17 protein-coding genes are annotated in these 24,511 nt (G+C 60.0%); 2 read left to right on the forward strand and 15 right to left on the reverse strand.

Features of this window, described 5'->3' with window-relative positions:
- Positions 1 to 39: 39 nt before the first annotated feature.
- The 3 genes from MWU49_RS04410 to MWU49_RS04420 all read right to left on the reverse strand — a co-directional run bounded on the left by MWU49_RS04410 (position 40) and on the right by MWU49_RS04420 (position 5,590).
- The gene (locus MWU49_RS04410) at positions 40 to 3,390 is read right to left on the reverse strand and encodes a choice-of-anchor U domain-containing protein (protein WP_246968655.1); all 3,351 of its coding nucleotides are present in this window, start codon (positions 3,388 to 3,390) and stop codon (positions 40 to 42) included.
- 588 nt (positions 3,391 to 3,978) lie between these two features.
- Positions 3,979 to 4,386, reverse strand: coding sequence for an SMI1/KNR4 family protein (locus MWU49_RS04415; protein WP_246968657.1), 408 nt, complete (start codon positions 4,384 to 4,386; stop codon positions 3,979 to 3,981).
- 85 nt (positions 4,387 to 4,471) lie between these two features.
- Positions 4,472 to 5,590 (reverse strand): sterol desaturase family protein, encoded by a 1,119-nt coding sequence (locus tag MWU49_RS04420; protein WP_246968659.1) that lies wholly within the window; start codon positions 5,588 to 5,590, stop codon positions 4,472 to 4,474.
- 267 nt (positions 5,591 to 5,857) lie between these two features.
- On the opposite strand from MWU49_RS04420, the gene MWU49_RS04425 reads away from it, so the two are divergent.
- Together MWU49_RS04425 and MWU49_RS04430 are read left to right on the forward strand one after the other, a co-directional pair.
- Positions 5,858 to 7,738 carry an ATP-binding cassette domain-containing protein gene (locus tag MWU49_RS04425; protein ID WP_246968661.1) on the forward strand — a complete coding sequence of 627 codons (1,881 nt, stop codon included), beginning with the start codon at positions 5,858 to 5,860 and terminating at the stop codon, positions 7,736 to 7,738.
- Positions 7,739 to 7,753: 15 nt separating this feature from the next.
- Positions 7,754 to 9,091: a succinylglutamate desuccinylase/aspartoacylase family protein gene (locus MWU49_RS04430; protein WP_246968663.1), complete on the forward strand. Its 1,338-nt coding sequence runs from the start codon at positions 7,754 to 7,756 to the stop codon at positions 9,089 to 9,091.
- Positions 9,092 to 9,157: 66 nt separating this feature from the next.
- Here MWU49_RS04430 and MWU49_RS04435 read toward each other — a convergent pair whose 3' ends face one another.
- From MWU49_RS04435 to gyrA, 12 genes are all read right to left on the reverse strand, one after another.
- Positions 9,158 to 9,469: a helix-hairpin-helix domain-containing protein gene (locus tag MWU49_RS04435; protein ID WP_246968666.1), complete on the reverse strand. Its 312-nt coding sequence runs from the start codon at positions 9,467 to 9,469 to the stop codon at positions 9,158 to 9,160.
- 88 nt (positions 9,470 to 9,557) lie between these two features.
- Positions 9,558 to 10,253: an orotidine-5'-phosphate decarboxylase gene (gene pyrF, locus MWU49_RS04440; RefSeq protein WP_246968669.1), complete on the reverse strand. Its 696-nt coding sequence runs from the start codon at positions 10,251 to 10,253 to the stop codon at positions 9,558 to 9,560.
- 836 nt (positions 10,254 to 11,089) lie between these two features.
- Positions 11,090 to 12,259, reverse strand: coding sequence for a lipopolysaccharide assembly protein LapB (lapB, locus tag MWU49_RS04445; RefSeq protein WP_246968672.1), 1,170 nt, complete (start codon positions 12,257 to 12,259; stop codon positions 11,090 to 11,092).
- The gene (locus tag MWU49_RS04450) at positions 12,256 to 12,486 is read right to left on the reverse strand and encodes a lipopolysaccharide assembly protein LapA domain-containing protein (RefSeq protein WP_246968675.1); all 231 of its coding nucleotides are present in this window, start codon (positions 12,484 to 12,486) and stop codon (positions 12,256 to 12,258) included. Before MWU49_RS04450 ends, lapB begins: the two co-directional genes overlap by 4 nt.
- A 47-nt stretch (positions 12,487 to 12,533) precedes the next feature.
- Positions 12,534 to 12,884: an integration host factor subunit beta gene (gene ihfB, locus MWU49_RS04455; RefSeq protein WP_246968678.1), complete on the reverse strand. Its 351-nt coding sequence runs from the start codon at positions 12,882 to 12,884 to the stop codon at positions 12,534 to 12,536.
- A 69-nt stretch (positions 12,885 to 12,953) separates the two neighbouring features.
- Positions 12,954 to 14,636, reverse strand: coding sequence for a 30S ribosomal protein S1 (rpsA, locus tag MWU49_RS04460; protein ID WP_246968682.1), 1,683 nt, complete (start codon positions 14,634 to 14,636; stop codon positions 12,954 to 12,956).
- 199 nt (positions 14,637 to 14,835) lie between these two features.
- A complete protein-coding gene (cmk, locus tag MWU49_RS04465; RefSeq protein ID WP_246968686.1) occupies positions 14,836 to 15,513 on the reverse strand; it encodes a (d)CMP kinase in 678 nt (225 codons plus the stop codon).
- On the reverse strand, positions 15,510 to 17,753 hold the full coding sequence (locus MWU49_RS04470) for a bifunctional prephenate dehydrogenase/3-phosphoshikimate 1-carboxyvinyltransferase (RefSeq protein WP_246968689.1): 2,244 nt from the start codon (positions 17,751 to 17,753) through the stop codon (positions 15,510 to 15,512). The genes cmk and MWU49_RS04470 overlap by 4 nt, the downstream gene beginning before the upstream one ends.
- A 125-nt stretch (positions 17,754 to 17,878) precedes the next feature.
- The gene (hisC, locus tag MWU49_RS04475) at positions 17,879 to 18,991 is read right to left on the reverse strand and encodes a histidinol-phosphate transaminase (protein ID WP_246968692.1); all 1,113 of its coding nucleotides are present in this window, start codon (positions 18,989 to 18,991) and stop codon (positions 17,879 to 17,881) included.
- A gap of 203 nt (positions 18,992 to 19,194) precedes the next feature.
- The gene (gene pheA, locus MWU49_RS04480) at positions 19,195 to 20,277 is read right to left on the reverse strand and encodes a prephenate dehydratase (RefSeq protein ID WP_246968695.1); all 1,083 of its coding nucleotides are present in this window, start codon (positions 20,275 to 20,277) and stop codon (positions 19,195 to 19,197) included.
- Positions 20,278 to 20,455: 178 nt separating this feature from the next.
- Positions 20,456 to 21,538, reverse strand: coding sequence for a 3-phosphoserine/phosphohydroxythreonine transaminase (gene serC, locus MWU49_RS04485; RefSeq protein ID WP_246968700.1), 1,083 nt, complete (start codon positions 21,536 to 21,538; stop codon positions 20,456 to 20,458).
- A 214-nt stretch (positions 21,539 to 21,752) separates the two neighbouring features.
- Complete coding sequence (gyrA, locus tag MWU49_RS04490) at positions 21,753 to 24,509, reverse strand: DNA gyrase subunit A (RefSeq protein ID WP_246968703.1); 2,757 nt, start codon at positions 24,507 to 24,509, stop codon at positions 21,753 to 21,755.
- Between the last annotated feature and the right edge of the window lie 2 nt (positions 24,510 to 24,511).

Below are 24,511 nucleotides of genomic sequence, written 5' to 3' on the forward strand. Positions count from 1 at the left end.
TGGCTTCGCACTCGCTGAAACCAGCCCGGGCATTCAGTCTTAGTTCATTACACCCCGTTGGCGCGACAAGAGACTCGTTCTCAGCACGGTAATGCTCAGCAAGACCATCAACCACAGCGGGTTGAGTGAGCCTCCGCCGCCTGAGCTTACTCCTTCGACAGTCTCAGGCTCGGCAGTGGACACGCCGACGCCCCCGGGATCGACCACCGTCCGGTTTGCCATGCGATCAGCGTCATTGGGGCCGCCATCTTCAATGGTCAGCTGAACACACCAGTTCCCCGCAGCCAGGCCTGGCGTATAGGCGCTATCACCGGGTGAGGGGCAGTAGCCCTGCGCACCGGGCGCAGAGGCCACCTGATTGCTGCTGTTTTCGACAAAGGTTTGCCAGCGGCCATCCACGACCTTGCGGTATGTGGCTCTGGCGGGGATCGCTGTTGTCTGAGGCAATACCACCTGCACCGATTGCCCCGCCGCAGCCAGCCCTTTGACGGTAAAGTCGAACAGGTCGCCGCTGTAGAGGAATTCCTCATCATCCGGGAGTCCGGTGTATTGCTGCAGCTTCTGCAGACTCACCACTGCCTGGCCCAGCCCGCTGAACAGCGCCCCTTCCCCCAGACTCAGCTGCAGGCCGGTCTCAGTTTCTACAAGGTAGGAGGTGCTGTTGTTGCTCTGGCCGGACAGCACATTCGGGGCGGCAATCGCATCAAGGTAATCCGCGACGCCGTCATTATCGCTGTCGCCATACCCTTCACTGGCATCGTCCATGCCATCGCCATCCCGATCGAGATAATCCACCAGCTTCGGCAGCACCGTGAGCACATTCAGTGTCAGGGATGCGGTGCTGGTGTCGGTGCCATCATTCACCGCCAGCCGCACGGTATAGACGCCCGGGTTCAAACCGTAGGGATCGAACGTGAAGGTTTCCGCGCTGGCATCCAGGTCCACCAGCACGTTATCACTGGCGGACCAATCCAGGGCGTGACTGTCTGCCGCATTGGCATCGACGATGTCGCTGCGGATAATCACCGGGCCTTCGCCGATCCCGACCAGTCGGGTGTTCAGCCCGTTTTGCTCAGCAGTCAGCACCAGCTCTGGGGCCACATTCCCTTCTACCAGTGCAATGGTGACCTCTGCCTTCTCGCCAATGACGGCGTTGGCGGTATCTCCCATGGAGAGAGTAATGGTTTCGTTGCCCTCACCGGCACCATCATCCACGGTATTGAATGACACGCTGCCTTCGGTACCACTGGCAATGACGATCTCGCCATCCACCAGATCATGATCACTGCCATCGGTGGCGGCAGTGCCAGACACGGTATACGGAATCGTCACCGGGTAGAGAGCGGCGTTGCCGTTCAACATGACCTTGACAGTGACACTGGTTCCCTCGGCCGTGGTCTGTGCCTGGCCGAATGAGGCGCGAGGTTCGACCATCACGGTTTGCGTGGCGGTGCCGGTATTGCCTGCCGAATCGGTGGCGCTCCAGGTAACGGTGTGCAGGCCGGGAGCAAAGAAGCGGGTGTCGGCGGTGGGCGTGATTTCCCCGTCCTTGTCATCCAGTGCAATGGCCTCTCCCAGCGCCACTTCGGTGTACAAGGCGGTGGACCCCGTGACGACATCCTCCGGCGGTGTGACCACCGGCGGATTATCATCCTCCAGCGGGTTACTGCCGTTTTCATATTCTTCCAGGTTGGTTATGCCATCGCCGTCGGCATCCCCGTCAGCATCACTGGGATCAAAGGGATCAAAGCCGTTGGCGATCTCCCAGTCATTGGGCATACCGTCACCATCGATATCCAGGTTCTCGCTGACGGTGAGGTTGAAAGCACCCAAGGATGCGCTGAGCGAACCATCACTGGCACTGATCACAATGCCTGAGGTGGTGCCGGTGTGGCTGTTATCCGGCTCGCCGGAGAGAGTACCGGTGGCAGAATCAAACGATGCCCACACCGGCTTGTTGGTGATGCTGAACGTGATCGCATCCCCTTCCGGGTCTGTGGCATTCGGGGTGAAGCTATAGGCGCTGTAGCCTTCCACACTGGTGGCAGGAGACCCGGTAATCATCGGGGCTTCATTGACATTGTTGATCGTCACCGCCAACACGCTATCGGTGGTGTTGCCGGCCAGGTCGCGGGCCCGCACCGTGATGTTGTGGCTGGGGGCGCTCTCATGGTCCAGCAGCGCGCCATTGGCCACCGTTACGGCACCCCCGGCATCAATTGCAAAGCGGCCACCGGCATTGCTGGTCAGTGAATAGGTAGCATCCGCGCCGCCACCACTCACCAGGCCGACAACGGTGCCGTTACTGCTGTTTTCATCGACGGCAAGCAAGCCGGAAGGGGCGCCCGGCGCCACCGTATCCACCGTAAAGGGGCTGACTGCGAGATTGGCGGACCGGTTACCCAGCCCGTCGCTCACATTGATGGTGCAGTTACTGTATTGACCGTCCGGCAAGATATTAAAGATGACCGTGTTTTGGCCTGCACTCGCCATACCGACGATGGCGGAACAACTCCCGCCATAACCAATGACCCCGGCCTCGGTGCTGTGGAAGGTATAGGATGGCGTGTTGTCCTTGGTCATGGCCGGTACCGGCGTCACCTCAGTCAAGGTGGGCGCCGTGGTATCCACGGTAAAGGTATTCACTTTCAGTGCGGCGGAGGCGTTGCCGGCGGCATCGCTCACTCTGACCGTACAGTTGCTGTATGTCCCGTCCGTTAGCGAATTGAACGTAATGGTGTTATTACCGCTCACCGCAGACGTCTTGGCGGCGCTACAACCGCCGCCATAGGTGATCGTGCCGGCTTCGTTACTGCTGAAGGTATAGCTGGGAGTCGAATCCGCGGTGGGGGTGGGCACATTGGTGACCGCTGACAGCACCGGGGCGGTCACATCCTCGATATCCACGCGAAAGACAAAATCGGAACCCCGGTCGCTGGGTGCACCGGTATGGTTGCTGAACACCATGCCGGTTCCTCCAGGATAGACATCACTGGCGCTGGAGCGAATCCCTCGTGGGCTATAAAGCACATCCGCATTTAACAGGGTAATGGTGTAGGTCTGCCCCGCCGTCACCGGGGTGGGCGTATCCAGGGTGAGAAGATGCACTGAACCAATCGCCGTCGTATGGAGTTCGACGGAATAGTCGGAGTAGATTTCAGTCCCTGTTTGGCCATAGCCTTCATGGATCGCCAGCCGGTAGGTGCCGCCATTACCACTAAAGCCCACCTTGGTTATCGATCCGGACGTGGCCGGGGTAAAGCTTTGCCCGATCTTGTCACCCAGTTCCAGAGAAAGAATGCTCGCACCTGAGGTTTGCAATATCACTTCTGCCCGTGCTGTGCCGGCAATAAGGAAACACAGTGCCATCAGGATCAGACTGCGCAGCATTGATGGAGTGCGCGCCACCATCTGGTGAGCAGATAGGACGGAGTTTTTATGGACGGCAGGAATGCTGAGCTTCATCTCGCCCAGAGTTCGGGATAAACGGCAGCGGAACATGGCAGAGCCTCTAGAAACATGCATTTTTGAATTAGGCGCTGGCGATGTTGTACCCAGCCAGCGAGGCGCCAACCCGGAGATAGCTCTTCATGGTCCCCCCAAGGCACCAGCAGGAAGAGCGGGCAGGCATAGAACACACCGCTGTCTGGTGACGGCCACTAAAATCCATACGGTCTGTTCACAGGGGACGGTAGCAGCGGAAGAAAAGGCCAGCCTCCACTCAGCGCCACAACACCCACATTAATTCGGGAGGCGGAGGTAGTGGGTCGCACCAGGAGTGCATGAAAAGCGGGGGGAAGTTTTGATCCATAGCCAGGGGCTACAAGGAGGCAACTGCGTCGGATATTCGATTTGCGCGATGAGTTACGAAAGCTGGTGAAGGAGCTGCGAAAGGCGAGACAGAACAGTTTTTGGGGGGCGGCTTTTGCCTTTCGAGACTCGCTCCCCGTCACTCGAAACTGTTTTTCCTCGCTGTAGCTAGCTCTCTAGCCAGATTTCCCGCGCCCACTGCCAGATACTCCCCCACTCTTCTTCTTCGCTGATGCCGTTGCCCGGCTGCCAGAGCAGCACGCTGCCTTCCTGTGACATGGCGTAGATGCCTTCAGGGGCTTCGCAGACCGGGATCAGGTAGCGGGGCATGCCCTGGTCCCAGGCGTTTGCGGCCATTTCCGGGAGGAAGTTGTGGGCGTAGTCGTCCATCACCGTGGCGGGTTCCAGGCTGCCGCAGATGATGTCGCTGGCGTTGAGCAGGAACTCCTTGTAGTCACCGGGCAGCGGGATCAACAGCTGCTCTTCGATTTCTACCAGGCGGTCTTCATCCGGTAATTCCAGGGCCACCAGGCCGCCTTCGTGGCGTTCGCGCAGCAGTTCGATTACGTCTTCCATATTGGCTCTTTATCATTCCGTAGGAGCCTGCCTGCAGGCGATAGGTAAAGATCGCCTGCAGGCAGGCTCCTACGGGGATAGCGGTTTAGCCCCGGCGGAACGGGAACAGGAACTGTTTGACCACGCCTTCTGGTACCTGGGTGCTGGCACGGGTGCCGTATTCGGCGGCCAGCTCTTTCGGCATGATCAGGGTGCCGAACAGTTTATCGTAGATGGGCAGGAAGGCGGCGTAGTTTTTGTCCACGGCCTGGTCTTCAGAGGAGTGATGCCAGTGATGGAATTCCGGGGTGGCGATGAGCCAGCGCACGCCCGGAAAACGGAAACGCACATTGGCGTGGATAAAGATGGCGTGGAACGACACGAACACCAGGTAGGCGTACACCGCTGACGGCGCAAAGCCGAGGATAAAGATCGGCAGGTAACCCACGAAGCGGTTGGCGATGATTTCCACCACGTGCAGGCGCGAGGAGGCCAGCCAGTCCATCTGGGTGGTGGAGTGATGCACCGCGTGGAATTTCCACAACCAGGGGACTTCGTGGAAGGCTCGGTGAATCCAGTAGCTGCCCAGATCGATGACGATGAGGATCTCGATAAACTGCAGCCACAGGGGCTGGCTGGCAATGGCTTGCTGGAAGCCGATATCCACCTTGTCGTGCAGGACGACCTGGATCGGGATGATGGTGAAGAAGCTGATCAGCTGCAGGCCCACATGGCTGAACAGGAAGTACTTCATGTCGGTAACCCAGCCACCGCGCAGGGTCTTCTGTTGCGGATCCTTGGGGAAGGCCCTTTCCAGCGGAATGAACACCAGTGCCAGCACCAGCAGAGTGAGAATGAAATAGTCCAGCCCGGCATAGAGACTACGCCCCTCCACCGGCGGCACATCCAGCCGCCCGGAGCCGATCAGGGCCGCCATGCAGGCCAGTACCATGCCGATGATGCCGTAACGCTTCTCCTGATGCCGGAACACGCTGAAGAAACCGCAGGTGAAGCCGATACCGATGCCGATAAACAGGGCAATACGCAGCACCTCGGCATTGTAGAAACTTCGAAAATCCGGGGTGGTAAAGATCTCGGGGTAGAGAAAACAGAAGCTGCCCATCAGCGCCAGAATGCCAAGGCCGATGGACACGGTGGCAGTGATCTTGCCCTGCCCCGGGGTCAGGTCCACCTCTTCATAACGTTCGCGTAAAAATTCACTCACCGGTTCCCTCCTCCATTCCCCGAAATCCTGCCCGACTCCCCCGCATTTGGGCCAGTACAGGGCAGTAACAAGCTGCTACACTGCGCGTTCAATTACAGACGCACCACGCATCACGCTTCACGCAACAACGCGGTACAGGTTTTCCTCTTCAGGGACTTATTCTCCGCGCTTAAGTGTTCGGGCGCGAGGCACTGACTCTCAGATCCCACCATTGCCGGATTCGCGCCGTGTTGCGTGATGCGTGTTGCCTGATGCGGGTTTTATCGTATGCCTCTACTCACGCTTCGCGAAATACAGCTCAGCTATGGCCAGCAGGCCTTGCTGGATCATGTGAACCTTTCCATCGACAGTGGCGAGCGCCTGTGTCTGATTGGCCGTAACGGGGCGGGCAAGTCTACCCTGATGAAGGTGATCGCCGGGGAAATCCAGGCCGATGACGGGCAGATTGAGCAGACCCAGGGGCTGAGTATTGCCCGGCTGGAACAGGAAGTCCCGGATGATCAGGACCACAGCGTGCATTTCATGGTGTCCCAGGGGCTGGGCGAGCATGGCGCCCTGCTCAGCGAGCATGCCGAGCTGAGCCACCAGCTGGCCGATGGCGATGACAAGGTGCTGGCCCGGTTCGAGCAACTGAGCAGCGAGATCGAAGCGCGCGGTGCCTGGCAGCTGTCCCAACGGGTGGATACTGCCCTGTCCAAATTGAGCCTGGACGGCGACATGCAGTTTGCCGGCCTGTCCGGCGGCATGAAGCGCCGGGTGCTGCTGGCCCGGGCACTGGTGCAGGAACCGGACATCCTGCTGCTGGACGAGCCCACCAACCACCTGGATATGGAATCGATCCAGTGGCTGGAAGAATTTCTGAAAAGCTACGGCGCCACCCTGGTCTTCATCTCCCACGACCGGGCCTTTATCCGCGCCCTGGCCACCCGCATCATCGAGCTGGATCGCGGCAGGCTGACCAGCTGGCCCGGCAGCTATGAGAAGTATCTGACCGGGAAGCAGGCCCAGCTGGATGCAGAAGAGAAAGCCAACGCCGAGTTCGACAAGAAACTCAGCCAGGAAGAAAAGTGGATTCGTCAGGGCATCAAGGCCCGCCGCACCCGTAACGAAGGCCGGGTACGCGCCCTCAAGGCCATGCGTGACGAGTTTGCCCAGCGACGCAGCCGCACCGGCACCGCCAACCTGACCATCCAGAGCAGTGATAACTCCGGCAAGATTGTGGTGGAAGCGGAGAACCTCAGCTATGCGGTCGGCGGCAAGCAGATCGTCAGGGATTTCTCGGTGACGCTGATGCGTGGCGACCGGGTGGGCATCCTCGGCCCCAACGGCTGCGGCAAGTCCACCCTGATCCGCCTGCTGCTGGACCGGCTCAAGCCCGACAGCGGCACGGTGAAGATCGGCACCCAGCTGCAGGTGGCCTACTTCGACCAGCTGCGTGACACCCTGGACGAAGAAAAGAGCGTGATCGACAACGTGGCCGAAGGCTCCGACGTGATCAATCTCAACGGCCAGAACAAGCACGTGATCGGCTACCTGCAGGACTTCCTGTTTGATCCCGGCCGCGTGCGTCAGCCGGTGAAATCCCTGTCCGGGGGTGAGCGCAACCGACTGTTACTGGCCAAGCTGTTCACCAAGCCGTTCAACCTGCTGGTGCTGGATGAGCCCACCAACGACCTGGACGCGGAGACCCTGGAGCTGCTGGAAGAGCAGCTGATGAATTATCAGGGCACCCTGCTGCTGGTCAGCCACGACCGGGAGTTCATCGATAATGTGGTGACCTCCACACTGGTTTTCGAACACGGTCACATAAACAGCTATGTGGGCGGATATCAGGACTGGATTCGCCAGCGGCCGGAACCTGTGAAGGAAAAGCCCGTCAAATCCTCCAAGCCGGCGGCACCGGTGAAAGAGGAAGCGCCCAAGCGCAAGAAGCTGTCCTACAAGGATCAGCGGGAACTGGAGCAGTTACCCGCTACCATTGAACAGCTGGAAGGGGATCTGGATGCGGTACAGACGCGCATGTCCGATCCTGCGTTCTACAAGGGCGACCCGGCCGAGATTACTGCCGCCCAACAGCAACAAACCGAGCTGCAGACGGCACTGGAAGCCGCCTACGCCCGCTGGGACGAACTGGACCAGCTCGGCTGATTTTTTTTGAAAGGAGTGGTTGTGCAATCAGCGTTTCGCTATCTGGGTATTCTCGCCACTGGCCTGCTGCTGGCCAGCGGTCCTGTGCTTGCCACCGAGGTGGAAGACGAGGAGCGGGCCGTAGAGCGTCAGCAGGAGACCGACCACCCGGCGCCGAACAAGCCTGCCCACGCTCCCCAGGCCGATGATGCGGACAGCAGCAGCGAGCCCGAGCCGCTGCAGATGCCCCTCGCCCTGCTCAACCGCAAGGTGGAGCCCGGCAGCTTCGCCACCCTGCACTGGACTCCGGATCAGTCCTTCGCCTCCATTGCCACCCCGGTACCGGTGCTGGTGGCCCACGGGCAGAAACCCGGCCCCCTGCTCTGCCTCACCGCCGCCATCCATGGTGATGAGCTCAACGGCATCGAGATGGTGCGCCGGTTGATGTACGAATTGGAACCGGACCAGCTGGCCGGCACCGTGATCGGGGTGCCGATCGTGAATCTGGACGGGTTCCGCAGTGGTAGCCGTTACCTCAGCGACCGCCGCGACCTGAACCGTTATTTCCCGGGCTACGCCAAGGGCAGCGCGGCCTCGCGGGTGGCGCATTCCCTGTACAGCAACATCGTCAGCCACTGTGACTATCTGGTGGACCTGCACACCGGCTCCCAGAAGCGGATCAACCTGCCGCAACTGCGCGCCGATCTGGACAACCCGGACGTGGTGGCCTTCGCCAAGCATTTTGGTGGCATGACGGTGCTGCACAGCCCCGGCGTCAGCGGCATGCTGCGCGATGCGGCAGTGAAGGACGGAGTGATCTCGGTGACCATGGAGGCCGGCGGCCCCAACCGGCTGGAACCCCAGGCGGTGAATTACGGCGTGCAAGCCCTGGAGACGCTGCTGGAAAACCTGGAGATGCGCAAAGCCAGCCGCTTCTGGAGCGCCCCCCAGGCCGTGTTCTTCGAATCGGAATGGATCCGTGCCGCCCAGGGCGGCATTCTGCTTTCCGAAGTGAAGCTGAACGACAAGGTGAAAAAGGGAGAAATCCTTGGCACCGTCACCGACCCCATCAGTAACACCGGCAGCGCCATCATTGCCCCCTATGACGGCAAGGTGCTGGGCATGGCGGTAAACCAGGTGGTGCATGCCGGTTTCGCGGCGTTCCGCATTGGTGAGGTGAAATCCACAGAAGAAGTGGAAGCCCAGGCAGAGAAGGCCAGCAAGGAAAAGACCCAATCCCATCCGGGGGCGGAAGAAGAAAGCGGGGATGACAGCAATGATCAACCCCACTCTGCCGGTCAGCCCGCCGACAACAGCAGCGGCGTTGCCGTGGTCGATGACCCGGTGGACCCTGACGAAACCACCGAAGAGTAAGACTCGGCTTCTCCGCCACCGAAAGGATGGCGGAGAGGCGACCTCCAGCTCTCTCTACTGCACTGGCTACTGCACTGTCAGCTGATCCTGCATGCCAGCCAGGGTCTTTTCACCAATTCCCTTTACCGCCAGTAGTTGATCCACACTGGTAAAAGGACCATTGGCATCGCGCCACTGGATAATCGACTCTGCGGTTTTCGGGCCGACGCCCTTCAACTGCTCGAGCTGGGCGGCATCTGCGGTGTTGAGATTGATGGGGGCGGCTTTAGCTGACTGGGCCTGCGCCCCCGGCGGTGTCACCGGGGTCACTTCCACGGCCTGGGACAGGCTGGTTACGGCCAGCATGATGACGGCAAATACGATCTGAAATCCTTTCATGATGATCTCCTTGTGTTTGGAGAAACCACCATAAGAGGCCCTGCTACCGGCCAGTAATAAGCCAGGCAGGACAATCGCTGTCAGAGAATCAGGCGAGGCTTTGTAGTATTTCGTCCACTACCTTTGTAGGTTCAGCGGCCTGGGTAATGGGGCGGCCGATGACCATGTAATCCACGCCAGCGTCACGGGCCTGCACAGGGGTCATCACCCGGCGCTGATCACCGGCATCTGCACCGGCCGGTCGAATGCCCGGTGTCAGCAGTGCGAAATCCTTGCCGCAGGCTTCCTTGAGCATTACCGCTTCCTGCGCGGAACAGACCACCCCGTCCATGCCGGAGGCTTTGGACAGTTCAGCAAGACGTCGCACCTGCACTTTCGGTGCATCCACCACACCGACCTGTTCCAGATCTGCCGACTCCATGCTGGTGAGCACGGTCACCGCGATCAGCAGCGGGCGGTTGGCATGGTTGGCAATGGCATTGGCTGCGGCTTCCATCATCCGCTGGCCGCCACAGGCATGCACATTGACCATCCAGATACCCATGTCAGCAGCCGCCGCCACCGCACCGGCCACGGTGTTGGGAATGTCATGGAATTTCAGGTCGAGAAACACCTCGAAGCCCTTGCCATGCAGGGCGTCCACTACTGCCGGGCCACTGCGGGTAAAGATTTCCTTGCCCACCTTCACCCGCACCTTGGCCGGATCCAGCTGGTCTGCCATGGCCAGGGCCTGTGCCTGATCGGGGTAATCCAGAGCGACAACAACGGGGCTGGTAATGGACATGGCTATTTCCTGAGTGGTGGGTAGGCGGGGGTATGGTAGGCGTTGGGATAACCGGGTTCAAGCAGGCCCGGAGCAGGCAGCGCCACTGGAGGCGCGAATTCTGCTGTGATGGTGGTCTCCGCCTGGATGACACCGTATTTGCTGATATGTCATTGCGCTATGACAGGTGCGTGTCCTCGCCGGACGGGCCCAAAGGGGGAACTGGCCCCCCCTCTGGCATTCCGGCCATTCCCCGGTATGGGAATGGCGCTCCAGCGGGCAAAACATGTTTTGCAAACCCCCGCTTACGCCCCCTTGCCCCGACTCCGTTCGGCCTGCTCCGCAGGCACACTCCGGTACTCAGGATCTGGCGGACGCAAAAAAGACTCGCTCCGCTCAGACAGGTTTTTTGCTCTACGCCGTCACAGGGCTCCGTTCCTCGACTCACACTAACGGGGAAGGTGGAGGGTGCCGTGCTGATGGCAGTGGCGTTTTAGTATCCCGCAAACGCAGAAGGTTGCTGTAGGAGCGAGCTTGCTCGCGAACCTCGCGAAGCGAGGCGACCGAAGGGAGATTATTCTTTTGGGACCTGTCGAGCCGGACATGCCTGATCGCCCTGCGGTCGATGCCGTGCTACGCACGGTTCGTCCCTCAAGCGGAACTCCTACAGCACGATCCAGGGCTCTGGAATCCTTACCTCGCTGAGACGAGGATCGCCATGCAAGCATAGCTCCTACAGAGGCATCAGATACTGCGGGTCGCCGAACTCGACGATTTGGAAGGCTTCTCCATTAACCGAAAAACCCGGGAACTTTTCCGGGCTTCCCTATCTAGTCAAGCGTAGCTTGTAGCTGCTTTTAAACCTCCTTCACCACCGGTTTGATGGTGCCCCAGCGTTTGCAGCTTGGGCAGCGCCATTGCATCAGTGGGGTTTCGAAGCCGCAGCGGCGGCATTTGTAGAGGCTCTTGTTGTTGACGAGCTTCTCGGAGAGCTGACGCAGGGCATCCAGGTGTTCGCGGGCTTCGCCTTCGACGATGCCGGCCAGGCTCATGTCGAGAATCTTGTTGAGGCCGCGTACGGACGGGTTGGCTTTCATGTATTCGCCGATGAAGTCCGCCGCTTCCTTGTCGCCATAACGCTCCTTGAGCGCCTCGGAGAGCAGCAGGATGCGGCTGGTGCTGGGCTTTTCGGCACTGTAGTCGGCAAGCATCTGGATGAAGTCTTCGCCCTTCTCCTGCGCGTCGTAGCAGCTACGCAGCTTGTCCAGCACTTCATCGAAGAAGTCGCTGTCCTGCACCCAGATACGCTGGAAAGCCTGGATGGCGGCCTCCCAGTTCTGCTCGTCCATTTCCAGCTCGCCTTCCTGGAAGCTGGCACGCACACACTTGTTGTCCAGCGACAGGGCTTTGCGCAGCATGCGCCGTGCCGGATTGATGTCCTTGTCGCGCTTCAGGTTCTCGGCCTGCTCACAGCAGTACTGGGCGAGTACCGGTGCCAGTTCGGGGCGGTTCTTCAGCAGCCGCTCGCCCATGCTGATGGCATTGATCCAGTCCCTTTCCTGCTCGTAAAGGCCCATCAGCTGGCTACAGACTTCGTCCCTGGCTTCGCAGTTCTGATCGAGCATTTCCAGCAGCACCTGCTCGGCCAGATCGAAGATGCCACTGGCGAGATAATCCTGAGCCAGTTCCAGCTGGATTTCTTCCTGCACCGGACGCGCATAATCGCCATGCTCGAGCAGATGGGTATGCAGCTGGGCGGCGCGGTCGAACTCGCCACGCTTGCGGAACAGCTTGCCCAGGGCCAGGTGAGTGTCGAGCCCTTCTTCACCCACATCCAGCCCTTTCAGCAGGGCCTCAATGCCCTTGTCGGGTTCTTCGTTGAGGAAGAAGTTGATGCCGGCCACGTAATCCTTGGACAGGGAGGCCATGCGGCGGCGCTGACGACGCCGGCTCTCGCGGCGCCCCAGAAAAAACCCCGCTCCGATGGCAACGAAGAAGAACGGGATCAACCACAGGGATTCATTCATGAAAACAGGCTCTTGAGACCACGCAGGCCGATGCCGGCCAGTAATCCGGCCAGCAGGCCGAGTGCCAGAATACCGATCACCAGTACGCCCAGGGAGACGTCCCAGTGCCAGCCGTCCACCAGCAGATCCAGGGTGACCAGATCACGGTTGCTGGTCACGAACAGGAACGCGATGAAGAAGATGGCCACCACAGCCAGAATCACCAGAATGCGATAAAGATTACGCATGGCAGGTTTCCTCTCTCCGGCCCTCGCCGGTTACAGCTTGGGGAAGATCAGCTGGCCGCAGCCTGACTGCCATCGGATTCCGAGTCCTGGGTATCGCTGCCTTCCAGCTGCAGGGATTCGTTGACGCGTTCGCGCAACTCTTTGCCAGGCTTGAAATGGGGAACATATTTACCGTGCAGCTCGACGCTGGCACCGGTTTTGGGATTGCGTCCCACACGGGGGGCGCGGAAATGAAGGGAAAAACTGCCGAAGCCGCGAATTTCGATGCGACCTCCGCCGGCCAGGGAATCGGCCATTTCCTCGATCAGCGTCTTGACTGCCAGTTCCACATCCTTGGGCGACAGTTGGGACTGTCTGTCGGCAATACGCTCAATCAGTTCAGACTTGGTTAACGCCATTACAGCTTGCTCCCTGGGCTCCCAGCCCAGTGGGGCCGGCATTATTGCCGGCCCCGCGGGAGGAGCCGATTAAGACTCGTTGCTGTTTTCCATCTGCTGCTTGATCAGATCACCGATGGTCTTCGGCGCATTGGCATCCTGCTGTTCAGACAGGTTGTCCATGGCTTCACGCTCATCAGCCTGATCCTTCGCTTTGATGGACAAGCTCAGTACACGGTTCTTGCGATCAACGTTGACGATCTTGGCTTCGACTTCGTCGCCCACGTTGAGCACTTCGGTTGCATCGTTAACGCGGTCACGGCTGATTTCGCTGGCACGCAGGGTACCTTCGACATTCTCAGCCAGCTCCACGGTGGCCGCTTTCGCGTCTACCGCAGTGACCTTGCCCTTAACAATTGCGCCCTTGTCATTAGCAGCAACATACTGAGCAAACGGATCGTCTGTCAACTGCTTGATACCCAAGGAAATTCTTTCGCGCTCTGCATCGATGGACAGAACCACGGTTTCCAGCTCGTCACCCTTGTTGAAGTTACGCACAGCGTCTTCGCCCTGCTCTTCCCAAGAGATGTCGGACAGGTGCACCAGGCCGTCGATACCGCCTTCCAGACCGATGAAGATACCGAAGTCAGTGATGGACTTGATCTTGCCGGAAATGCGCTCGCCTTTCTGGTACTTCTGCTCGAAGGCATCCCACGGGTTGGACTGACACTGCTTGATACCCAGGGAGATACGACGACGATCTTCGTCGATGTCCAGGATCATCACTTCCACTTCGTCGCCGATCTCTACAACCTTGGACGGGTGGATGTTCTTGTTGGTCCAATCCATTTCGGATACGTGAACCAGACCCTCTACACCTTCCTCGATCTCGGCAAAGCAGCCGTAGTCGGTCAGGTTGGTTACCTTGGCCTTCACCTTGGCACCTTCCGGGTACTTGCCCACGATGTCGTGCCACGGATCTTCGCCCAGCTGCTTCAGACCCAGGGAAACACGCATCTTCTCGCGGTCGAACTTCAGTACCTTGACGTCGATTTCCTGACCTACTTCCACGATCTCGCTCGGATGCTTGATGCGCTTCCAGGCCATATCGGTGATGTGCAGCAGGCCGTCGATGCCACCCAGGTCTACGAACGCACCGTAGTCGGTCAGGTTCTTCACGATACCCTTGACTTCCATGCCTTCCTGCAGGGATTCCAGCAGTGCTTCACGCTCCTGAGAGTGCTCGGCTTCCATCACCGCACGACGGGAAACGACCACGTTGTTGCGCTTGGGATCCAGCTTGATGACCTTGAAGTCCAGCTCTTTGCCTTCCAGGTGAGCAACGTCGCGCACCGGACGGATGTCTACCAGAGAGCCCGGCAGGAAGGCGCGGATCGGACCGATGTCCACGGTGAAGCCGCCTTTTACCTTGCCAGAGATCTGACCTTTTACGATTTCGTCTTCGTCGAAAGCTTTTTCCAGCTCGCCCCAAACTTCGGCGCGCTTGGCTTTTTCACGGGACAGGCGAGTGAAGCCCATGCCATCGTCAATGGCGTCTACGGCTACATCTACTTCGTCGCCTTCGGCGATTTCCAGTTCACCTGCCTCGTTGATGAATTCGTCACGGGCAATGATGCCTTCGGATTTCAGGCCAGCGTTGACAGTTACCCAATCGCTATCGATGGATACAACGGTGCCCTTGATGATGGAGCCACGAGCTACGTCGAGGTCCTTGAGGCTTTCTTCAAAAAGATCAGCAAAAGATTCAGTCATGTTTCTCTCTGTTTACATTCACATGCCAACCAGCAGACATGGGTTATGAGTAGTTGGACCCGCCCTCCCCAGCTGGCTTACTTTGTGAGGGAGTGACAGATCGGCCGCTTGAACACAGAATCAAAAACGCCCCGCGGCAAGGGTTGCCGAAGGGTGCCATGGGTGTGTGACTACTGCGTGACGGCTTGCCGAAACAGCTTCAGACCAGCTGGCGCGCTGCAGCCTCGTCGAGAATCCGGTTTACCACGTCATCAACCGAGAGCGTGGTGGAATCGATCACCACGGCATCGTCTGCCGGGCGCAATGGCGCCACCTCACGGTTCATGTCACGGTCATCCCGGGTGCGGATGTCCTCAACAAGGGTCGCGAGGGTAGCACCAAACCCCTTTTCCTTCAACTGCTCAAAGCGCCGTCTGGCGCGCTCTTCGGCGCTGGCAGTGAGGTAAATCTTGAGCGGGGCCGCGGTAAACACCACGGTGCCCATATCGCGACCATCGGCCACCAGGCCGGGAGATTCAGCAAACGCCTGCTGTCGGGCCAGCAGCGCATCACGCACCGGCTGCAGCACCGCCACCTGGCTGGCCAGCTCGCCAACGCTTTCCTGGCGGATGATATTGGAGACGTCTTCGCCATCCAGAATCACTGCCGTATCGCCCTGACTTTCCACAAAGCGTACCGGCAGTGCCTTGGCCAGCGGCACCAGTGCGGCTTCGTCATCCAGCGCAACCCCTTGATTTCTGGCGTAATAACCCAGAACACGGTAGAGCGCACCGGAATCCAGCAGATGCCAGCCGAGACCGGCCGCCACTCGTCGGGCCACGGTGCCTTTACCGGAGGAAACCGGTCCGTCGATGGTGAGTACGGCGGTTTCCGTCATTTTTCCTCCAGCTGGAGGCCAGCGTGGGCAGACAGCTGGGCAAAGCCCGGGAAGCTGGTGGCCACATTGGCACAATCATGAATGGTGATGGGGCCCTTGGCGCGCAGGGAGGCCATGGCAAAACTCATGGCAATGCGGTGATCGCCATGGGACTGAATCTCGCCACCGCCGAAGTCGCCGCCGGTGATACGGATGCCATCATCAAATACTTCGTGATCCACACCCAGCGCGGCCAGACCATCGGCCATCACCTGGATACGGTCAGATTCCTTCACCCGCAGCTCTTCTGCACCGCGCAGCACGGTGTCGCCCTCGGCACAGGCCGCGGCGATGAAGATAGCCGGGAATTCGTCGATGGCCAGCGGCACCAGCTCCTCGGGGATCTCGATGCCCTTCAGCGGCGCAGACTTGACCACAATATCGGCCACCGGCTCACCACCGGCGTCGCGCTGGTTTTCCAGACGGATATCGGCACCCATCAGCTTGAGGATGTCGATGACGCCGGTACGGGTGGGATTGATGCCCACGTGCGGCAGGGTCACCTCACTGCCTTCGGCAATGGAGGCACCGACCAGGAAGAACGCCGCAGAGGAGATATCCGCCGGCACTTCCAGTTTGCAGGCGGTGAGCTTGCCACCGCCCTGCACGGCGCTGGTGGCGCCATCACGACGCACGTCGTAGCCGAAGCCACCCAACATGCGCTCGGTGTGATCACGGGTGGGCGCCGGCTCGGTGACCGAGGTTTCGCCTTCGGCATACAGGCCACCCAGCAAGACGGCAGATTTCACCTGGGCCGAGGCCATGGGCAGATCATAGTGGATCGCCTTGAGAGACTGGCCGCCACGAATGCGCACTGGCGGACGCCCTTCGTCGCCGGTGATGATCTGGGCTCCCATGTCACGCAGGGGCTTGGCCACCCGCTCCATGGGGCGCTTGGACAGGGACGCATCCCCGGTGAGCTCCACATCAAAGGCCTGACCAGCCAGCAGACCGGTGAGCAGACGCATGGAGGTGCCTGAGTTACCCATGTACAGCGGCTTGGTGGGCGCTTTCAGGCCATTCAAACCAACACCATGGATGGTCACCTGGCCATTATTGGGGCCTTCGATCACCACGCCCATGTCGCGGAATGCCTGCAGGGTCGCGAGAGCATCTTCCCCTTCCAGGAAACCCTCTACTTCGGTCACGCCGTCTGCCAGGGAGCCCAGCATGATGGAGCGATGGGACATGGATTTATCGCCGGGCACGCGAATGCGGCCATTCAGCTTGCCACCCGGGCTCATCAGATAGGTCGGGTTGGCCTTGCTTGTGTCTGTCATGATTGTGTCGTCACCTGAATGTTGGGCGCGAGTATAGGAAGTGCGCCCGTTCATGGCCATAAAGTGTGCCCGGGCCGTATTGGCGCGGGTCATGATGCCCATCAGGGCATCGGAATCCCCTTTTTCCACGGCGTCGCGGAAACGGTCTATGCCATCGCTGAACAGGCCCAGCGCCTGCAACAGGGCGGCCTTGTTCTCCCGGAAAATGTCGTGCCACATGACCGGGTCGGAGCTGGCAATCCGGGTGAAGTCCCGAAAACCGCCGGCAGCATAGCGGAAAATCTCGTTGGAATCCCCCTGCCGGGCCAGAGTATCCACCAGGGAGAACGCCAGCAGGTGCGGCAGGTGGCTGGTTTCCGCCAGCACCTGGTCGTGATAATCCGGCGACATCTGCAGCACTTCGGCGCCCATGGCGGTCCAGATAGCGCGCACTTTGGCGGTGGCAGCGGGATCAGTATCGTCGGTGGGGGTCAGGATCACCCGATGATCCCGGTACAGGGTCGCATCCGCCGCCGTCACACCACTTTTTTCCTTGCCGGCGATGGGATGGCCTGGCACGAAGCGGGAATAGTGCTCGCCCAGCGCCTCGCGGGCTGCGGTGATCACGTTGCCCTTTACGCTGCCGCCGTCGGTGACGATGGCTGTGCGGGACAGGCCCGGTTTCAGGGCCGCCAGCACCTTGCCCATGGCTGACACCGGAGTGGACACGAATACCAGGTCGGCACCCTCTACGGCCTCTGCCAGATCCTGACTACCGTCATCCACCACCCCCAGGGCAATGCCCTGCTCCAGGGTACGCGCCGAGCGCGAGCCGGCCACGATGGAATTGGCCAGACCGTTCTCTCGGGCAGCAGCAGCAAAGGAACCGCCAATCAGGCCCAGGCCGATGACGGCGATGCGATTGAAGAGGGGTTCAGACATTCGAGTGCCCACCTTCCTCTGTAGGAGCGCCGCTTGAGGCGCGAGCCGAATCTGGCACGGCATCTCGCAAGCAGGTTCGCGTCTCAAGCGACGCTCCTACGGCGGGGAATCCGAAACGGTGACAATCACCCATTCGCCAGATCCTGCAGCACGTGCTTGAGGGCAATCAGAAAGCGTTCGTTCTCGCGGCTGGTGCCCACGGTCACGCGCAGGTGGTTGGGCATGCCATAGCCACCCAGCGGGCGCACGATCACCCCTTCCTTGAGCAACCCCTCATAGACCGGCATGGCCGGCTGGCCGCAATCGAAGGCAATGAAATTGGCCACGGACGGAATCTGCTCCAGATGCAGCTTCTGCAGGCCTTCGGCGATCTGCACCAGGCCAGTGGTGTTCTCACTGCGCGAATTCTCGATGTGGTCATCGTCCTGCAGTGCGGCTTCCGCGGCGATCTGTGCCGGAGTATTCACGTTGAACGGCTGACGCACCCGGTTGAGCACATCGGCGATCTCCGGACTGGACACACCATAGCCCACGCGCAGACCGGCCAAACCGTAGATCTTGGAGAAGGTGCGGGTCACGACCAGGTTAGGGTATTTGGCCAGGCGCTCAATGCCGTTGGGGTAATGGCTTTCTTCCACGTACTCGAAGTAGGCCTCATCCAGCACCACGATTACCCGCTCGGGAATGCGCGACAGGAATTCGTCCAGGGCATGGGCATTGAACCAGGTACCGGTGGGGTTGTTCGGGTTGGCCACAAAGATGACCCGGGTACGGTCAGTTACCGCTTCTGCCATGGCCGCCAGGTCATGGCCAAACAGGTTGGACGGTACCTGCACCGGCTTGGCATTGCAGGCCAGGGTCACGATCGGATACACCGCAAAGGCATACTCGGAAAAAATCGCTTCATCACCTTCCTGCAGGTAGGCACGGGCAATCATGTCGAGCACGTCGTTGGAGCCGTTGCCCAGGGTCAGCTGGTTGCCGGCCACATTGAGTTTCTCTGCCAGTGCCGCCTTCAGGGAGAAGGTGGCGCCATCCGGGTACAGATGCAGTTCATGCATGTGCTTGAGCGCATGCAGGGCCTTGTGACTGGCACCCAGCGGATTTTCATTACTGGCCAGCTTGACGATGTCAGTGACACCCAGCTCGCGCTCCAGCTCGTCGATGGGTTTGCCCGGCTCGTAGGGCTTGAGCTGCTGGATACCGTTATTGGCTAATTGAATGTAATCGCAGGTCATGATGTGTGCTCCCTTCTCCCCTGGTTGCCAACCCTGGCCACCGGGGTTATCTGATCGGGGTCGGACGTCTGTAGTCGGACGTCTGACGCAAAACCTCGTTGTGACAAGCCTCTGCAGTGGCTATTCCTTTGTGGGAGCGAGCCTGCAAGCGATTTGGCCTCAGGCAAGAAAAGATCGCTTGCAGGCAAGCTCCTACAGCAGGCTTAGAGCACCGCTTTTGGGTAAGACCCCAGCAGCTTGATGGTGTTGCCGGCGGCTTCCAGTTTGTCCAGCACTGCCTGCAGGCTGCCCTCTTCCTTGTGGCCTTCGCAGTCCACAAAGAACACGTAGCTCCAGTTGGCGGTGCGAGACGGGCGGGACTCCAGGCGGGTCAGGTTGATGCCTTCGTCACGGAACGGCGCCAGCACCTCAAACAACAGGCCCGGGCGGTTCTTGCCGCTGACCATCAGGCTGGTCTTGTCCTTGCCGGACGCCGGGGTGTCCTGGCGGCCGATGATCAGGAACCGGGTGGTGTTGTCCGGGCGGTCTTCGATATTGCGCTGCACCGCTTCCAGGCCATACAGCTCTTCCGCCATTTCACCGGCGATAGCCATGGCGTTCCACTCGTCCTTGAGACGACGGGCCGCTTCGGCATTGGAGCTCACCGCGATGCGTTCCACGCCGGGCATGTGCGCATCCAGCCACTGGCGGCACTGGGCCAGGGTCTGCTGGTGGGAATAGACGCGGGTGACCTTGTCACGCTGGGTATGCTCACCGGCCAGCAGGTGATGGTGAATGCGCAACTCCACTTCACCGCAGATCTTCAGCTCGGAGGTCATGAAGGTATCCAGGGTGTGATTGACCACACCCTCGGTGGAGTTCTCTACTGGCACCACACCGTAATGGGCGGCACCGGCTTCCACTTCGCGGAACACTTCATCAATGGCACCCAGCGGCACGGATTCCACCGCGTGACCAAAGTGCTTGAGGGCGGCCTGCTGGGTAAAGGTGCCTTCCGGGCCCAGAAACGCCACCTTCATGCGCTGTTCCAGCGCCAGGCAGGCACTCATGATCTCGCGGAAAAAGCGCGCCATGGTCTCGCCATCCAGCGGCCCCTGATTGCGCTCTTTCACCCGGCGCAGCACCTGGGCTTCACGCTCGGGACGATAGAACACCGGGTTCGGGTCGGTGGCGATTTTCACTTCCGCCACCTTGTGCGCCAGGGCGGCACGCTCGTTAAGCAGATCCTGCAGCTGCTGATCCAGCGCATCAATCTGGTTACGCAGGGAATCCAGTGAATCGGTCATTGTGAACTCGCAAGCATGCAGCACGCATCACGCAACACGCCAGCAAGCGTGGGAGCGTTCGTTGCGATCTCGTGCCAACCGTTCAAATCCATTGTTTTACCCACCTCTCAAACAATCACTACGCCAAACGCCCGCCCCACGCCATCAAACCTGGCGTGTTGCGTGATGCGTGAAGCGTCTAGGCGTTCTTTCTCTCAAACTCTGCCATGAAGGTAATCAGGGCATCCACCGCCGCTTCCGGCACGGCGTTGTAGATGCTGGCTCGCATGCCGCCCACGCTGCGGTGGCCTTTCAGGTTGAGCAGGCCAGCGGCATCGGCTTCCGCCAGGAACGGCTTGTCCAGGCGATCATCGCCCAGCACAAACGGCACATTCATCTGGCTGCGGCTGATCACTTCCACCGGGTTGCTGTAGAAATCACTGCCATCAATGAAACCATACAGCTTTTCGGCCTTGCGCTGGTTGATTTCCGCCATATTGGCCACGCCGCCCTGCTTTTTCAGCCATTCGAATACCAGACCGGCCAGGTACCAGGCATAGGTGGGCGGGGTGTTGTACATGCTGCCGTTGTCAGCGTGGGTCTGGTAGTTGAGCATGGCCGGCACGCTGTCTGCGGCCTTGCCGAGCAGATCCTTGCGCACGATGACCAGGGTCAGGCCCGCCGGGCCAATGTTCTTCTGGGCACCGGCATAGATCAGGCCAAAGCGGTTCACGTCCACCGGACGGGAGAGGATGGTGGAGCTCATGTCCGCCACCAGAGGCGTATTGCCCACCTCAGGAATGAAGCTGTATTCCAGCCCGCCAATGGTTTCATTGGGGCAGTAATGCACGTAGGCCGGGTTGGCAGAAAGCTGCCAGGTATCCTGGGGGGGTACGGTGGTGAAGTTGGTGTCTTCACTGCTGGCGGCCACATTGATGTTGCCGTAGCGGCCGGCTTCCTTGATGGCCTTCTTGGACCACTGCCCGGTATTGATGTAATCGGCAGTTTCGCCCGCGCCCAACAGGTTCATGGGCACCATGGCAAACTGGGTAGACGCCCCGCCCTGCAGGAACAGCACGGCGTAATCGTCGCTGATCCCCATCAGGTCGCGCAGGTCCTGCTCGGCCTTTTCGGCGATGTCCACAAAGACCTTGTCCCGGTGGCTCATTTCCATGATGGACAAACCCTTCCCCTGGAAATCGAGCATTTCCTGTTGGGCCTGTTCCAGTACCGCCGTCGGCAACGCCGCCGGCCCTGCGCAGAAGTTATAGGCGCGGGACATCTGTGTTCTCCGTCTAATCAAAGAAGCCCGGCGGAACCGGGCTCGGGGATTTCCTTGCTCATCATTTCTGCCTGGCAGCCCCGTGACCGGATATCGGGTCGAAGGGGTTGGCAGGCGTTGCGAGGTACGGGTTTCGAGTTGCGAAATTCAAAAGCGGTTACGCTTTCAGGTGTTGCTCTTCGAAACTCGTTACTCGTCACTCGCTTCTACGATATTACTCTTCTGCGTCGTCGCTGGCGTCAGACTCTGGTGCTTCCGGGGAAGCTTCCCCTTCAATCACCTCACCCTCTTCACCTTCCAGCTCGTCTTCTTCCTCAGCCCCTTCCAGTTCCGGAATGGTGGCCAGGCCGCAGAGCTTTTCTTCCTCGCCGAGGCGAATCAGGCGCACGCCCTGGGTGTTACGGCCGGAGGTGCTGATCTGGTCCACACCGGTACGCACCAGGGTGCCCTGGTTGGAGATCAGCATGATGTCCTCGCCGCCAAACACCTGGGTGGCACCGACCAGTTCACCGTTACGCTCGTTGATCACCATGGCGATCACGCCCTGGCCACCACGGCCCTTGGTGGGGTATTCGGTGAGCGGGGTGCGCTTGCCATAGCCGTTCTCGGAGGCGGTCAGGATCTGGCCGTCTTCTTCCGGCACGATCAGGGAGATCACGTCGACGCCGTCGGCCAGTTTGATACCACGTACACCACGGGCCAGACGGCTCATGACGCGGACCTTGGACTGATGGAAACGCACCGCCTTGCCGTTGCGCGCCACCAGCATCACGTCTTCGTGGCCCTGGGTGATGGCCACGTTCACCAGATGCTCGCCTTCCTGCAATTTCACGGCGATCAGGCCGGAGCTGCGCGGACGGGCAAAGTTGGCCAGCTGGGTACGCTTGACCACACCGCTGGAGGTGGCCATGAAGATGAACGGACCTGGCACGGTATCGGCCACGATGCCATCGTCATCACCGTCTGCGGCATCATCGACCGCGTCTTCCGCGTCAATGGTGGTCTCTTCGTCTTCTTCGCTGTCGGCTTTCTGCTGACGCACCATCTCTGCGTCGAGTCGCAGGATGGCAGTAATCCTTTCCTCTGCGCCCAGTGCCGGCAGCAGATTGACGATGGGCTTGCCACGGGACGCCCGGCCACCTTGCGGCAGCTCGAAGGTCCGTAACCAGAACACCTTGCCGGCATCGGTAAACAGCAACAGGGTATCGTGGGTGCCTGCTACCAGCAGGTGCTCCACATAATCTTCGTCTTTCAGCTGCCCAGCGGACTTGCCGCGACCGCCACGCTTCTGGGCGCGGTAGGTATCGATGGGCTGCATCTTGGCGTAACCACCGTTGGACAGGGTCACCACCACGGTTTCTTCAGCGATCAGGTCTTCCATGCTGAGATCCAGGCGCGACGCCACGATCTCGGAGCGACGCTCGTCGCCGTATTCTTCGCGAACGGCTACCAGCTCGTCACGGATCACCTGCATCAGACGCTGCGGGTCAGCCAGAATCAGCATCAGCTCGGCGATGACTTCCAACAGTTCCTGGTAGTCGTTGATCAGCTTCTCGCGCTCCAGACCGGTCAGCTTCTGCAGACGCAGATCCAGGATCGCCTGGGCCTGTTCCGGGCTCAGGTAGTAAAGGTTGTCACGCAGACCGTACTGCTCGTCGAGACCATCTGGACGGGCGGCGTTTTCGCCACCGGCGCGCTCCAGCATCTGCAGCACATCACCCGGCGCCCAGCCCTTGGCCAGCAGCTTTTCTTTTGCTTCCGCACCACTGGGGGAGCTCTTGATCAGCTCGATCACCGGATCGATGTTGCTCAGCGCCACCGCCAGGCCTTCCAGCAGGTGGGCCTTTTCACGGGCCTTGCGCAGTTCGAACACGGTACGGCGAGTCACCACTTCACGGCGGTGACGGATAAAGGCATCCAGCAGTTCACGCAGGTTCAGGGTCTTGGGCTGGCCATCCACCAGTGCCACGGTGTTGATGCCGAACACAGACTCCATCTGGGTCTGCTGATACAGGTTGTTCAGCACCACTTCCGCGTTCTCGCCCTTGCGCAGCTCGATCACGATACGCATGCCGTCCTTGTCGGACTCGTCGCGCAGTTCGGTGATGCCTTCGATCTTCTTCTCTTTCACCAGCTCGGCGATCTTCTCGATCAGCCGCGCCTTGTTCACCTGATAGGGAATCTCGGTGACGATGATGGCTTCTTTGCCGCTCTTGTCGGTGGCCTCGATCTCGGCACGGGCGCGCATGTAAACGCGGCCACGACCGGTGCGGTAGGCCTGCACGATCCCGGCACGGCCGTTGATAATACCCGCAGTGGGGAAATCCGGGCCCTTGATGTACTGCATCAGGTCGTCCGGAGTGAGGCTGTCGTCATCGATCAGCGCCAGACAGCCATCCACTACCTCGCCCAGGTTGTGGGGCGGAATGTTGGTGGCCATCCCCACGGCGATACCGGAAGAACCGTTCACCAGCAGGTTGGGCACCCGGGTGGGCATCACATCGGGAATCTTTTCCGTGCCGTCGTAGTTGTCGACGAAATCCACGGTTTCCTTGTCCAGATCCGCCAGCAGCTCGTGGGCGATCTTGGACATGCGCACTTCGGTGTATCGCATGGCCGCGGCGGAGTCACCATCGATGGAACCAAAGTTCCCCTGGCCATCCACCAGCATATAGCGCAGGGAAAAAGGCTGCGCCATCCGTACGATGGTGTCGTACACGGCGGAGTCACCATGGGGGTGATACTTACCGATCACGTCACCGACCACACGGGCGGACTTTTTATAGGGCTTGTTCCAGTCGTTGTTCAGCTCATGCATGGCGAACAACACGCGGCGGTGCACCGGCTTGAGGCCGTCGCGCACGTCAGGCAGTGCACGACCGACGATCACGCTCATGGCGTAATCCAGGTACGACTGCTTGAGCTCGTCTTCAATGTTTACCGGGGTAACTTCTCTGGCGAGATCCGACATAG

The sequence above is a fragment of the Alcanivorax sp. S6407 genome, from assembly GCF_023016115.1.
Classification (GTDB): domain Bacteria; phylum Pseudomonadota; class Gammaproteobacteria; order Pseudomonadales; family Alcanivoracaceae; genus Alcanivorax.

Coding starts and splice junctions, on each gene's coding strand:
- MWU49_RS04410 (WP_246968655.1), bottom strand. CDS start 3,390: ATGCTGCGCAGTCTGATCCTGATGGCACTGTGTTTCCTTATTGCCGGC.
- MWU49_RS04415 (WP_246968657.1), bottom strand. CDS start 4,386: ATGGAAGACGTAATCGAACTGCTGCGCGAACGCCACGAAGGCGGCCTG.
- MWU49_RS04425 (WP_246968661.1), top strand. CDS start 5,858: ATGCCTCTACTCACGCTTCGCGAAATACAGCTCAGCTATGGCCAGCAG.
- MWU49_RS04435 (WP_246968666.1), bottom strand. CDS start 9,469: ATGAAAGGATTTCAGATCGTATTTGCCGTCATCATGCTGGCCGTAACC.
- pyrF (WP_246968669.1), bottom strand. CDS start 10,253: ATGTCCATTACCAGCCCCGTTGTTGTCGCTCTGGATTACCCCGATCAG.
- lapB (WP_246968672.1), bottom strand. CDS start 12,259: ATGAATGAATCCCTGTGGTTGATCCCGTTCTTCTTCGTTGCCATCGGA.
- MWU49_RS04450 (WP_246968675.1), bottom strand. CDS start 12,486: ATGCGTAATCTTTATCGCATTCTGGTGATTCTGGCTGTGGTGGCCATC.
- ihfB (WP_246968678.1), bottom strand. CDS start 12,884: ATGGCGTTAACCAAGTCTGAACTGATTGAGCGTATTGCCGACAGACAG.
- rpsA (WP_246968682.1), bottom strand. CDS start 14,636: ATGACTGAATCTTTTGCTGATCTTTTTGAAGAAAGCCTCAAGGACCTC.
- cmk (WP_246968686.1), bottom strand. CDS start 15,513: ATGACGGAAACCGCCGTACTCACCATCGACGGACCGGTTTCCTCCGGT.
- MWU49_RS04470 (WP_246968689.1), bottom strand. CDS start 17,753: ATGTCTGAACCCCTCTTCAATCGCATCGCCGTCATCGGCCTGGGCCTG.
- hisC (WP_246968692.1), bottom strand. CDS start 18,991: ATGACCTGCGATTACATTCAATTAGCCAATAACGGTATCCAGCAGCTC.
- pheA (WP_246968695.1), bottom strand. CDS start 20,277: ATGACCGATTCACTGGATTCCCTGCGTAACCAGATTGATGCGCTGGAT.
- serC (WP_246968700.1), bottom strand. CDS start 21,538: ATGTCCCGCGCCTATAACTTCTGCGCAGGGCCGGCGGCGTTGCCGACG.
- gyrA (WP_246968703.1), bottom strand. CDS start 24,509: ATGTCGGATCTCGCCAGAGAAGTTACCCCGGTAAACATTGAAGACGAG.